Origin of the sequence: Mucilaginibacter sp., assembly GCF_964263795.1 — a bacterium.
Lineage (GTDB): Bacteria > Bacteroidota > Bacteroidia > Sphingobacteriales > Sphingobacteriaceae > Mucilaginibacter.
Window position 1 is genome coordinate 1 of the sequence record NZ_CAXVWK010000029.1, and the last position, 12,302, is coordinate 12,302.

The 12,302-nt window shown below is 43.4% G+C and carries 11 protein-coding genes; 7 read left to right on the forward strand and 4 right to left on the reverse strand.

Translation table 11 applies throughout. The features are described 5' to 3' along the window. Positions 1 to 337: 337 nt before the first annotated feature. Positions 338 to 1,468 carry a DUF748 domain-containing protein gene (locus tag ACE5CV_RS05670; RefSeq protein WP_374949196.1) on the reverse strand — a complete coding sequence of 377 codons (1,131 nt, stop codon included), beginning with the start codon at positions 1,466 to 1,468 and terminating at the stop codon, positions 338 to 340. A 292-nt stretch (positions 1,469 to 1,760) separates the two neighbouring features. On the opposite strand from ACE5CV_RS05670, the gene ACE5CV_RS05675 reads away from it, so the two are divergent. The 5 genes from ACE5CV_RS05675 (at position 1,761) to ACE5CV_RS05695 (ending at position 5,885) form a co-directional block, all read left to right on the forward strand. Then, complete coding sequence (locus ACE5CV_RS05675; RefSeq protein ID WP_374949197.1) at positions 1,761 to 2,330, forward strand: hypothetical protein; 570 nt, start codon at positions 1,761 to 1,763, stop codon at positions 2,328 to 2,330. Between the two features lie 269 nt (positions 2,331 to 2,599). After that, positions 2,600 to 3,514: a helix-turn-helix transcriptional regulator gene (locus ACE5CV_RS05680; RefSeq protein WP_374949198.1), complete on the forward strand. Its 915-nt coding sequence runs from the start codon at positions 2,600 to 2,602 to the stop codon at positions 3,512 to 3,514. A 59-nt stretch (positions 3,515 to 3,573) separates the two neighbouring features. Next, entirely contained in the window at positions 3,574 to 4,668 is a 1,095-nt protein-coding gene (locus tag ACE5CV_RS05685) for an FAD-dependent monooxygenase (RefSeq protein WP_374949199.1), read from the forward strand. 204 nt (positions 4,669 to 4,872) lie between these two features. After that, entirely contained in the window at positions 4,873 to 5,088 is a 216-nt protein-coding gene (locus tag ACE5CV_RS05690) for a hypothetical protein (protein ID WP_374949200.1), read from the forward strand. A 2-nt stretch (positions 5,089 to 5,090) separates the two neighbouring features. Further along, positions 5,091 to 5,885 (forward strand): tRNA pseudouridine synthase A, encoded by a 795-nt coding sequence (locus tag ACE5CV_RS05695; protein WP_374949201.1) that lies wholly within the window; start codon positions 5,091 to 5,093, stop codon positions 5,883 to 5,885. 118 nt (positions 5,886 to 6,003) lie between these two features. Here ACE5CV_RS05695 and ACE5CV_RS05700 read toward each other — a convergent pair whose 3' ends face one another. Then, complete coding sequence (locus ACE5CV_RS05700) at positions 6,004 to 6,777, reverse strand: SDR family NAD(P)-dependent oxidoreductase (RefSeq protein ID WP_374949202.1); 774 nt, start codon at positions 6,775 to 6,777, stop codon at positions 6,004 to 6,006. A gap of 106 nt (positions 6,778 to 6,883) precedes the next feature. Between ACE5CV_RS05700 and ACE5CV_RS05705 the strand changes: the two genes are divergently transcribed. Next, on the forward strand, positions 6,884 to 7,117 hold the full coding sequence (locus ACE5CV_RS05705) for a hypothetical protein (RefSeq protein ID WP_374949203.1): 234 nt from the start codon (positions 6,884 to 6,886) through the stop codon (positions 7,115 to 7,117). Between the two features lie 7 nt (positions 7,118 to 7,124). Here the strand turns inward: ACE5CV_RS05705 and ACE5CV_RS05710 are convergent, their stop codons facing one another. Together ACE5CV_RS05710 and ACE5CV_RS05715 are read right to left on the reverse strand one after the other, a co-directional pair. Beyond that, a complete protein-coding gene (locus tag ACE5CV_RS05710) occupies positions 7,125 to 8,240 on the reverse strand; it encodes a mechanosensitive ion channel family protein (RefSeq protein WP_374949204.1) in 1,116 nt (371 codons plus the stop codon). A 6-nt stretch (positions 8,241 to 8,246) separates the two neighbouring features. Next, positions 8,247 to 10,034 carry a glycoside hydrolase family 15 protein gene (locus ACE5CV_RS05715; protein ID WP_374949205.1) on the reverse strand — a complete coding sequence of 596 codons (1,788 nt, stop codon included), beginning with the start codon at positions 10,032 to 10,034 and terminating at the stop codon, positions 8,247 to 8,249. 152 nt (positions 10,035 to 10,186) lie between these two features. On the opposite strand from ACE5CV_RS05715, the gene glgX reads away from it, so the two are divergent. After that, positions 10,187 to 12,301, forward strand: a complete 2,115-nt coding sequence (gene glgX / locus ACE5CV_RS05720; protein ID WP_374949206.1) for a glycogen debranching protein GlgX — start codon at positions 10,187 to 10,189, stop codon at positions 12,299 to 12,301. The last annotated feature ends 1 nt before the right edge of the window (position 12,302 follow it).

A 12,302-nucleotide genomic window follows, 5' to 3' on the forward strand; every position in this document is an offset into this window, starting at 1 on the left:
CGATCCTGCTCCCCGCTACTCTTAAGATCAGCCTGTTACGTTAGTTCGTGACAGGCTTTCTTTTTGTTGACGTATTTTTTACGATTTCTGCTTATTCTATGTCTTAAAGATGCGATCCTTCTATGGTCAAACCCGATTGTATTTGAAATATCTAACTTAATTGTCCATCCCAAACTGTTACACCTTTTCAAAAAATAGGTTTATTAACACCCTTTTTATCAAGTGTCCCAAAGTTGATGATTGAATAGGATTGTTGGTACAATACTTAACTTATCGATGTTGAGTTAATTCAATATTAACTCAGTTCATTGCCACCATCTTACAATGCTTTCTATTATTAAGCTGGCTGTTGAAACTTAATCTCATTTGTTAGACTTTCACGGAATGCATGAACAAATGCGTTTTTCAGGATACCTACAAAGGTCGCCCAACCATTTGTTTTCAGGTCTTTAACATTCCCTTTTATAGGAATCACGGTTGCTATTTTTTTAGTTTTCGGGTTAGTAACTGCTTTAGCAAACAAGCCGACAACAGCTTTTTTAATCACTCTAAGAACACCTTGCTTTTTCTTTATATCCTTTTTGACATTGAGAACCTTTAAGTTTTTAATGAACGGCTTGACATAACCTTTCATTTGTCCATCTTTCAGTGTTAGGTTACTAAAAATGTCAATGCTTCCACGTTCTACATCCATCTTCGCATTTGCTTCAAAAAAACCATTTAAACTTAGCAGATTGGCATCTGTTAACTTTATTCCCAAGTCGAAATCAGGTATATCTTTAATTACATTAATTTTCATATCCGCTTTCATCTTACCGTTACCAATAGAAATTCCTGTAAAGTGTACTTGTGAGGGTAAAGGATCGGCCGTTTTTTGCACGTTTGCTAAATTAAGAGCCGTTAGGTGCATTTGCCCAATATGTAAATCGGTATGAGGTTGTGTGTTAAGGTCGCGGTAATCAAATCTTCCGTTATTAACTACAAGTTTGTTAACGGTCATTGGCATTAGTGCCTTCACTGTCTTAGTCCAACTATCTTTCGATGGTTCTTTTGCAATAGATTCAGTAATTAGGATATTAATAATTGGCTCATCAAGAATAACTTCACCAACTAACCTCCCTTTAAAAAGAGCATTCCATTCGATGGACAAATCTGCTTGTTTAATTTGAAGAAAGGGATATTTTGTTGGATCTGTTTTCTTTTTCAGAACCATGTTTTTAATCACGTAAGCACCTCTTAACAAATGTATATCAATATCGTCAACATGCCCAGTATAACCAGGAAGCTCATTTAATCTCTTGTTGACATAATTCTTTACTATACCAGGAAGTGCTAATCGAATTACGATGACTGATAAGAGAAGAATAACGAGAACCAGATAAATAAGCTTAATTTTTCTAACAAAATCCACTACCGACTGATAAGATTTATTCATCTTCAACATCCCTTTAGTATTTACAACTTCCACTTTTGTATATTGTTTACAAAGACATTAGGATATGGATAAAACCGTTACAAGCGTGTAGTCAAATCCTATTTCTGCATATGCTGATAAGCTAAGGCCTAAGCACTCAAGAAAAGCTGTTAAGAAAGAGGCGACTGTTTATACTAAAAGGACTTTGAATAAATATCATAAAGTAGATTGTAGCTATTTGCGTTGTAGTTCTTTTGCGGAGGACAAATCTGATGCAATTGCAGAGGACTACACAGCATGTAGTGAATGTAGTCGTTAAATAAATGAATATATAAACTAGAAATAAATGAAAATCACAATTCTTATATGTTTTGTAATATTGACATCGCTACTTTGTAAAGCTCAGACACAAAACGATTCTTTGCCGAAGATCAAATCGGTCGTCGATATTTCCTGGGCTGTCACCAGATTTTATACGCCGAACAAGGATTCATTGAAAAATGCATGTTGGGAAGGATGTGTTTTTATAAGGTTTACCCTTGATAAAAACCGGCAGTTTAAGGATGTGAGTGTCACTAAAAGCACCCCTTTGTTCATTGCTACTGCTATAATAAATGCTTTTGATCAAATTAATTCTTATGGAATGTTAATTAGTCAAATGAATGATAATTTAAACAAGACATATATATTACCATTCATTATTTCTCACAATGAAGGATGCGGATTTCCAAGTGGTTGGGAAGATGGTAACGCTAAACGCGATCCAAAATCAGAAAAAATATATCAGGTGAGGCAAAGCCGATATGATCAGTCAATAACATCATTACTGAATATGATGAAATATACTGATAAGGACTTTAAATTATTGGATTGCGTGTTATTAGCTCCTGCATTAATTGGTGCCACAATGTATTAAAAGTTAATATCTATTTTAAAGCTTTTATAGATAACGTGTATCATTAGATTCGCGTTACTTTTATTTATATAAAAAATCATATTGAATTAATTCAAATTCCCGAAGGCCTTCTAAACTATGCAGTTTCATAAGTCACTTGCATAATGTAATCAGTTGCACGATGCGCCTGTGCAGCAGCTTAATGATTAGTGTTTTATATTCTTCAAAGCTTTAGCCGGCTTTCAATATAGGCAGCGCTGTTGTCGATGGTTGCTTGACCAATGACAATAATGGCACCTAAGAAAGTAGCAACTATCGCTGCTGCAATTTTAATTTATCTTTGGTTGGTGAAGAAAAAGGATAGCATACCCGTAAACAGCATGATTGATAATGCTGGCGGCATTTCAGTTGAGCGTTTTGCAGTACGCGACCTGGGCGAAATAATGCTGGAGGATGCGCACCAGTCACACCGGCACGATAGCCATTCTTTTTTTCTGTTGGAAACCGGCGAGGTAGCTATTGAAATCGACTTCCAGAAGTTTCTCATTCAATCGCCGGCGGTATTATATCTGCACCCCGACCAGGTACACAAGCCTTCTGCCAGGGACGATGTACAGATCAGCAGCTTATCCATTACAAATGAAAACCTGCATGCCGAATACCTGGAGATGCTGGAAGGATTAACACCCGCTGCACCACTGCCTTTGAATGAAGATGCATATTTACTTTTAAAGGAAACTATCAGCCTTTGCCTTAAACTTACTGAACGCAAACACGCCCCGCTGTACCAGCATACGCTTAAAGAAAGTTGCAATACGTTTATCGGTCTGGTAATATCGCAATACCTGGCTACCAAAAAGGGTCCGGATAGAGCGTCCCGTTATGAGGTGGTAACCAAAGAATTCCGAAAGTTATTAGAGCAAAGTTACCCCACTGCAAAACGCCCGGCAGATTATGCGAAGTGGCTAAACGTTACGGTTGCTTACCTTAACGAATGCGTAAAAGGGGCTACTGGGTTTTCAGTATCACACCATATTCAACAGCGGGTAGTATTAGAAGCTAAGCGCCTTTTGTACCATTCTGATAAATCGGTAAAAGAGATTGCATTTGCGTTGGGTTATGATGATTACCCTTATTTTTCACGAATTTTTAACAAGCTAACCGGTTTAACCGCACTGGCATTTCGTAGCAAAAACCGCGATTAGTCCTATACTTGCAGCGTATTTCCCTTTTGCCCTACCGCTGCCTGCAGTTTCTTTGTGGCATGAAAAATATTTTGATTTCTGGAGCAAGCATCGCCGGATTGGCTACCGCCTGGTGGATGGATCATTTGGGATATAAGGTAACCGTTGTTGAATTGGCTGCCGCCCCGCGTACTGCCGGTGCTGCGGTAGATATTCGTGATGATACTACAGCTATAGTAAAACGCATGGGCTTATACCATGCTTTACGCTCCAAAACATTACAGGTGCAACTGATGGAGTTTAAAAATGCGGATGATGTAACCGAGGCCTCTATCGTTGTGCCCGAAAGCCATGAAGATATTGAAATTGAGCGCCCCGAATTTATGGAGATCATGCTGGCCGACCTCAAAAACAGGGTAGACTTTATCTTTAACGACCGCATAACTGCCTTTGTAGAAACAGATACGGACATAACTGTGACTTTCAAGAACGCCCCTCAGCAATCCTTTCATCTGGTGCTGGGCTGCGACGGTATGCACTCTGGTGTCCGTAAGTTGTGGTTTGGCGAGGAAGCGGAATACGCTCACTTTCTGGAAGCGTACTTTTCTATTACCATTGTTAACAAATTGCTTATTCCAACTAGCACCATGCAAGGTTATAACTCGCCGGGCAAAGCAGTAATGCTTAACGCTTATAATGGTAAAACAGACATTATTTTTTGCTTCGTAGCTGAAGAAGAGATTCCGTATCATTACCGGGATGTAGAACAGCAACGACAGCTCATTCTGAAAAATTTCACCGGCGGCGGCTGGCGTACCGACGAATTGCTGGCTGAAATAGAAAAAGCCGATAACTTTTACTTTGATAAGTTTTGCCAGATCAAAATGCAGTCATGGAGTAAAGGACGGATAGCATTGGTGGGCGATGCAGCATATTGTGCTTCTCCGGCGGCTGGTATGGGCGCCTCATTATCTATAGCCGGTGCTGCCGCCTTAGCAGACGCTTTGGTTAAGCACAACGGTAACTTTGAAAATGCTTTTAAAGAATATAATAACAGCCTGCGTCCCTTTATCGAAGAGGTACAAGCCACCGCATTAAATAACGTCCGTAAAACGTTTCTGCCCCGTACCGAGGAAGAGATCCATCAAAGAAATACGCACATGACCGGCTTCTGATCGTTACAATTAGTTGTATGCAGTCTGATAGGCATTAAAGCAAAATATTAGCTACCTGCATATACATATCGGCAATTACTTGCTAACCGCTAAATGATGGTGTATATACAATCAGGCACTCAGCTAATCTGCACAACCAGTTGCAAACAGGCCCATTTATAAGATTGGGGCTTTTGCATTACCTTTGCAGCATAAACGTACAGTATGAAACACGAAGAGGTAGTGGCCGCCATCAAAGTAATTGCAGAAAAAGGTATGGCCATCAACATCAGCAAAGCCGACTTGCAAAGCCTTAAGGCTTACAACCTGATCGATATTGCCAAGGGGGCCGAGAACGATCGCTCGCCGGCCTGCACCTTAACCAAAAAAGGCAGGGTAATGCTTAAAGCCAATACAAAACCTGCCGAGAAATCCGAATAGCTTTGCGCTGCTTTTTTCATATCGGTTACCTGGGCACCCAATACAGCGGCTGGCAAAAACACCCCGACGGGTTAAGTGTACAGCAAGTACTGGAACAAGCTTTAAGCAAGCTTTTTAAAAAGCCGGTATACATTGTAGGATGCGGCCGCACAGATGCGCAGGTGCACGCCAGCCAATTTTTCTTTCATGTGGATATTACCCAACCCCGGGATTATGACCTGTTGTTCAGGCTTAACAATATCCTGCCTGATGATATTGCCGTGTTTGACATTGTAGAAGTGGCCGATGATGCCCACGCAAGGTTCGATGCTACCGAACGAGGGTACGACTATTTTATCCATACCTATAAAGATCCATTCTTGGGTGGTTTTAGTTCGATGTATGCCGTAACATCGTGGGATACAGGGCTAATGCAGCAGGCTGCCAACCTGTTGTTAAAGTACGATGACTACCATGGTTTTTGTACGATGCCCAATCGCCAGCAACACACTATCTGCAACATTAGCAGTGCCACCATTGTTGCAGACGATGCCGTTGATAAACTACGCTTCCATATATCAGCCAACCGGTTCCTGGGCAAAATGGTGCGGATAATTACCGGCAAGTTGATAGATATTGGTACAGGCAAGCTTTCTTTAGATGAGTTTGAGGCACATCTTGCCAATCCGCTTTTGCCCTGGACAATTAAACCGGCTTACCCGCAAGGGCTGTATTTAAGCTCGGTAAAATACCCTTATCTGCAGCTGCCTAACCGCAGCAATTTTACGCAGATGCTGTTCAACACTACAAGCCGTTAAGCCGCTCCGGCAAACTATCGAGGGAATTTAAGGTAATGTAACTGTGAAATCTTTAGTATCATGTTGATCTTACTTTTGCCGATACGGCTTTACCAAACAAGTTAACGCTGGTAGCTGATCAGGTATTCAGCTTGATGAAACCGCCGTCTATCGGGTAGTCGCAACCTGTTATAAAGCCAGCCTCGTCAGAGCAGAGGTAAAGCATAAGGGCTGCTATCTCATCCGGGTTACCCATACGGCCTATGGGCTGCGTTTTCGAAAGCTTATCAAACATATCCTCCTGACGGCCGGGGTAGGTTTTAGCCAGAAAGCCATCGACAAATGGTGTATGTACCCTTGCCGGTGATATACAGTTACAGCGAATGCCATCTGCCAGGTAGTCCTTGGCTACAGATAACGTCATACCTACAACAGCGCCCTTTGATGTAGAGTAGGCAAATCTGTCAGCCAGTCCAACCGAGGATGCTATCGACGCAAGGTTACATATCACACCGCCGGTTTGCTTCATTATCGGCAATACGGCATGCAGGCAATTGTAAACACCCTTTACATTAACAGAAAGCACGCGGTCAAAATCCTCTTCGCTGGTATTATCAGCCTTGCCAATGTGGGCTATCCCGGCGTTGTTGATGAGTATATCAATCTTACCATATTTGGCTGCTATCCTGCCCGCCACTTCTGCTACCCCTGCTTGTTGCGCTACATCGCAATTAAAATATTCGGCGCTTTGGCCGGCTGCCGTAATTTCATTCACTACGGCGTGCCCGCCCTTATCATCAAAGTCTATAATACATACAGTTGCACCTTGCCCGGCAAATAAGATGGATGCTGCACGGCCAATACCGCTGCCCCCGCCGGTTATTACCGCTATTTTCCCTTTTAAACTAAACATGCTGCTACTGGTTAGATGTTGACTGGATAAAAATACAGCATCCGGCTAAGTTTTTACAACAATAACCGCAACTATCGGTTTTATAGACAACCAATGGGCGCCAAGAATGGAAAGATTTGATATCAGGATCAAAAAAGGAAAAGAAGAGCTGGAATTTGAAGTAAAAGAATACCTGCACCATGACGGTGAAAAATGCAAATTTGAAGTATTTAAAGATCATGAACTTGTAGTTAGCTTTAACCCCGACCCGCATGAAAACCTTTCGGTATGCCAAAACCCGGGTAACCTGGATAAACAATTGGTGCACTTGATTGCCGATAAGTTAGAACCATACGTTTAATCGTACATTAAAAATCCATTTTAGCATCCTTCATTCCGGCAATGGCGCCGGGCGGCATATGGTCAAAAGCATGCCTGTTTTTAGGCAGGCTGTCCGGATAATTATCAGCTAAAAATTTGATAAGGTTTTCGCGGATATAACAGCGCAGGTCAAACGCCTGCGATGAGTTGCGGGCGCTTACGAGGCAACGCAATTCTACCGTGCGTTCTTTTACATCTGTCACCTGTAAAATGCCTACCCGTTTATCCCAAAGTTTAGATCCCTCCAAAAGCCTGGTGAGCTCTTCGCGCAAAGCTTCGGCGGGCACATTGTAATCGACATATAAAAAAACGGTGCCCAATATTTCAGATGTAGTGCGGGTCCAGTTTTGAAATGGCTTTTCAATGAAATAGTTAATGGGCAATATTAGCCGGCGCTGGTCCCAAATATTGAGCACAACATAAGTAAGGTTAATGTCTTCTACCCTGCCCCACTCACCTTCAACCACCAGCACATCATCTATCCGGATAGGCTGTGTAAATGCTATCTGGAATCCGGCAAGCAAATTGCCCAGCGATTTTTGCGCAGCAAAACCCACAATGATACCGCCGATACCCACCCCCGTTAATAACCCTGCACCCAGCTTACGCACGTTATCAAAACTTAACAGGATAAGCGATACTGTGATAAGGATGATCAATACCGAGGCCACCCTTCGAATAAATTGCAATTGGGTGCGGATCTTCCGTTCTTTTAAATTATCCTCTTTATTGAAATCGTACCGGTGATAAACATAATCTTCCAATATCTTAATGGCGTTCATCAACAGGTTGGCAAACGATATTAACAGCATTATGCCTATCCAATTGCGTAGGGTACCCTCAAGCACATCCTTAAGCGTTAGATAAGGCATTGCTATGATCAGGATCAGTAAAGGCACAAAGTGATTTAAAGGCCCGCTTAAATGCGTTACCAGCGACCGGAAAAAAGAATAATCTTCGGCCTTTTTATTTTTATAGTAATTAAGCAGCAGGGTTATCAGGCCTTTAACCAGCAAACCTATCAGCAGTACAAAGGCAATCACCACCAGGTTCCACACCCAGGGCGCCATATTTTTTGACCACGAATTAATTTGCGCGTTCATACCCTGTTATAAAAATATGGGTTTATCCAGCTTCATGGCTATGCGGTAGGCGGCGTTCATCAGCCCTACGTGGCTGTATGCCTGCGGGAAATTGCCCCATTGGCTGCCCGATTCCTCATCCACATCCTCGCTGAAAAGCATTAGATGGTTACAATATTTCATCAGCTTTTCAAACTCGCGGATAGCATCGTCCATACGGCCTACACAAGCCAGCGCTTCTACATACCAAAATGCACAGATCAGGAAAGTTGTTTTAGGCTTACCAAAGTCGTCGGTATGAATGTACCTGTAAAACAATCCGCCTTCGGTTTTCAGTTCACCTTCCAAAGCTATCAAATGATCTTTAGCTTTTTGTGATGCCGGGTCGATGTAATTCATCATAATAAGCTGTAGCGTACTGGCATCCAGGTGCGGGCTGCCGGCAGCATGCGTGTAAACCTTTCGCTCGGCGTCGTAACAGCTTTCAATATGTTCGGCAGCGCGGGCTTTCAATTCCTGCGCCCTGGTCACCAATTCCTGGTTACCAATGGTTAGCGCTATTTTTTCGGCAGCGCAGCAGCCCGCCCATTGAAACAGGTTGCTGTAGCAGTGTATATGCGCAATGTTCCGAAATTCCCAAATGCCTGCATCCTTTTCATCAATAGTCCGTTCTATTTTACTCAGCAAAGATTTTATCCATTTATCAGAATCCTTACGTTCGCTAAAAACAAAGCGATGATCAGTATAAAGTGGCAACAGCGATATAAGCACCTGCCCGTAAATATCGTTCTGGATATGTTCTGACGCCTGGTTACCAATACGCACCGGCTTATTACCCATATAGCCGTCCAGGTGTTCCATGATCATTTCGGTAAGGTCTTTTTTACCGGTTATACCATATAAAGGCTGGTACCTGAAACTGTCCCCGTCAGAAAAGGAGATATCGGTTACATAATTAAAGTAACGCTCCATCTCTTCAAAATGGCCTATGTGGTTAAGCGAGGTGAGTACGTAATACGTATCGCGCAGCCAGCAGTAACGGTAGTCCCAGTTACGCTCACTACCCGGAAATTCGGGCAGGCTGCTGGTACTTGCGGCAATAAAAGCGCCGGTATCCTCATACTGATGGATCTTTAAAACCAATGCCGACCGCACCACGTATTGCTGGTAAAATGTAGCTATAGATGAATGCTTTATCCAAATGCGCCAGTAGTTGACTGTTTCGCGCAGGTATTCTTCACAAGTGCTGGTGAGCGAGCTGTTCAGCTCGGCACCGTAATTAAGCAACAGGTACTTGGTCTCGTTCAATGAAAAATATTCCTCATCTATCAGGTAAGTAAGCGGGATGTTTGATGTAAGGGTCATTTTCTCGCCGCAGCCACTATACTCTATCGAGTCGCTGCCCTGTAAAACATCTTGCCTGGAGCGGCCGTAATCGCAAACGGGGTTGCACTTTACCCTGATGCGCGGGGTGCCCTCAAGCGCCTCTATCTTGCGGATAAATATCAGCGGTTTAAAGTAACGGCCGTTCTGGTAAAACCTCGGGGCGAAATCAGTTACACGGTATTTACCACCATCGGTTGTAATTTCGGTACGCAGTACGTTGGTGTTCTCTAAATAATACTGTTTGGTAGTGTAATCGCCCTTTGGCAGGATAGAAAACTCGCCGCCTTTATTTTTATCCAGCATACCTCCAAAAACAAAGGGGCTATCAAACCTGGGCCAGCACATCCATTCTACATTGGTGTTTTTATTGATATGGGCCAAAAAAGCGCAGTTGCCTATAAGTCCTGTTTGATAGATATGTTTTTCCATTTAGTAGCTGCTATTAAAATTACCTATGCAACAACGCTTTTAAATATTTGTTAGTCTAAATTGAAATTGCACTATTGGGTAAAATATTATCTAAATAAGAAACATCGTTCCAAAAATTAAAACAATTAATTATACCGCTGTTTTATTGGAGTATGATAAAGAACATTTATCCGGGTAAACCTTATCCCCTGGGTGCTTCGTGGGACAACAAGGGCGTTAACTTTGCCCTTTTTGCAGATAATGCCACAGGCGTTGAACTTTGCCTTTTTGACGAGCAGGAAAATGAAGAGAAAATTGTTCTTCATGAACGCACGCATCAGATCTGGCACTGCTACATTCCGGGAATGGCACCGGGCCAATTATATGGCTACCGTGTTTACGGGCCTTACGAGCCGGAGAACGGCCACCGATTTAATCCCAACAAGTTACTAATAGACCCTTATGCCAAAGCTATTAATGGTGTTATAGACTGGCATGATTCGTTGTTTGGCTATGAACTGGGCCATGAAGATAAAGACTTGAGCTTTAGCAGCAGTGACAGTGCGCCCTTTGTACCTAAGTGTGTGGTTATTGACCCACACTTTGCCTGGGAGGATGACCAGCCGCCTCGAACGCCCTATCACCAATCAGTCATATATGAAGCGCATGTAAAAGGCTTTACCCAGCAACACCCGGACATCCCGGACGAGATCAGGGGTACATATGAAGCATTGGGCCACCCGGTAACTATTGAATATTTGTTAGACCTGGGCGTTACGGCATTGGAGTTGATGCCGGTACACCAGTTTGTTGCCGACAGGCATTTGATAGAAAAAGGCCTTACCAACTACTGGGGCTATAACACCATTGCGTTTTTTGCTCCTGATATACGGTATGCAGGCAAGGTTAATGCAGGTAAACAGGTGCAGGAATTTAAACAAATGGTTAAAAACCTGCATAAAGCAGGTATAGAGGTAATACTTGATGTGGTTTACAACCACACCGGCGAGGGCAATTACCTTGGCCCAACTTTATCACTCAAGGGAATCGATAACGCGTCTTACTACCGTTTGGTTGACGAAAACCCGCGTTATTATAACGATTATACCGGTACCGGAAATACGTTGAATGCCATGCTACCAAACGTGCTGCGGTACATTATGGATAGCTTACGGTACTGGATCCTGGAGATGCACGTAGATGGTTTCCGGTTCGATCTGGCATCAACCCTGGCACGCGAGCTGCACGAGGTAAACCGGCTAAGTGCGTTTTTTGATATCATTCATCAGGACCCTACCATATCTCAGGTTAAGCTGATAGCCGAACCCTGGGATGTTGGCGAAGGCGGTTACCAGGTAGGTAAATTCCCGTCGGGATGGGCCGAGTGGAATGGCAAGTACCGGGATTGCATCCGCGATTACTGGATAGGCGCCGATAGTATGCTGGGCGAATTTGGACAGCGTTTTACCGGCAGCCCGGATCTTTACCAGGACGATTACCGCAAGCCTACGGCAAGCATAAATTTTATTACCGCGCATGACGGGTTTACGCTTAACGACCTGGTATCGTACAATCAAAAGCATAACGAGGCCAATGGGGAAGACAACAACGATGGCGAAAGCCATAACCGATCCTGGAATTGCGGAGAAGAAGGCCCGACAGATGATCCGGATATAATTAAGCTGCGCGATAAACAAAAACGCAACCTGCTGGCCACACTTTTTCTATCGCAGGGTGTGCCGATGCTGGTTGCCGGCGATGAGTTTGGCCGCACACAAGGAGGAAACAATAATGCCTATTGCCAGGACAATGAAATATCATGGCTTAACTGGGCAGGCCGAGATGATGAACTTTTAGCTTATACCCGTAAGCTGATCAAAATACGCAAGGAGCACCCCATTTTCAGACGGCGGCGCTGGTTTCAGGGGCAGCCGGTTAAAGCAAAGGGGTTGGAAGATATCGCCTGGTTTTTACCGGAAGGCACCGAAATGGAGGAAGAGAACTGGAACCACGATTTTGCCCGGTCGCTCGGTGTATTTTTAAATGGCCGCGGCTTGCATGCGGTCGGCCCGCAGGGCGAGCAGATCTACGATGACACGTTTTATGTGATTTTTAACGCGCACCATGAGCCATTGGAATACCATCTACCGGAAAAGATCTATAGCGACAGCTGGCGTATTGTGCTGGATACCAGTAACGACGAGGTAACTGAGCAGCCGCTAAGCAAACAGGAAAGCATTATGGTAGATGGCCGCTCGATTGTATTACTTCATCATCCGCTTACATAAC

Excerpts from the sequence above, each read along its gene's own strand:
- ACE5CV_RS05675 (WP_374949197.1), top strand. The coding sequence starts at position 1,761 with ATGAAAATCACAATTCTTATATGTTTTGTAATATTGACATCGCTACTT.
- ACE5CV_RS05680 (WP_374949198.1), top strand. The coding sequence starts at position 2,600 with ATGGCACCTAAGAAAGTAGCAACTATCGCTGCTGCAATTTTAATTTAT.
- ACE5CV_RS05685 (WP_374949199.1), top strand. The coding sequence starts at position 3,574 with ATGAAAAATATTTTGATTTCTGGAGCAAGCATCGCCGGATTGGCTACC.
- ACE5CV_RS05690 (WP_374949200.1), top strand. The coding sequence starts at position 4,873 with ATGAAACACGAAGAGGTAGTGGCCGCCATCAAAGTAATTGCAGAAAAA.
- ACE5CV_RS05700 (WP_374949202.1), bottom strand. The coding sequence starts at position 6,777 with ATGTTTAGTTTAAAAGGGAAAATAGCGGTAATAACCGGCGGGGGCAGC.
- ACE5CV_RS05705 (WP_374949203.1), top strand. The coding sequence starts at position 6,884 with ATGGAAAGATTTGATATCAGGATCAAAAAAGGAAAAGAAGAGCTGGAA.
- ACE5CV_RS05710 (WP_374949204.1), bottom strand. The coding sequence starts at position 8,240 with ATGAACGCGCAAATTAATTCGTGGTCAAAAAATATGGCGCCCTGGGTG.
- ACE5CV_RS05715 (WP_374949205.1), bottom strand. The coding sequence starts at position 10,034 with ATGGAAAAACATATCTATCAAACAGGACTTATAGGCAACTGCGCTTTT.
- glgX (WP_374949206.1), top strand. The coding sequence starts at position 10,187 with ATGATAAAGAACATTTATCCGGGTAAACCTTATCCCCTGGGTGCTTCG.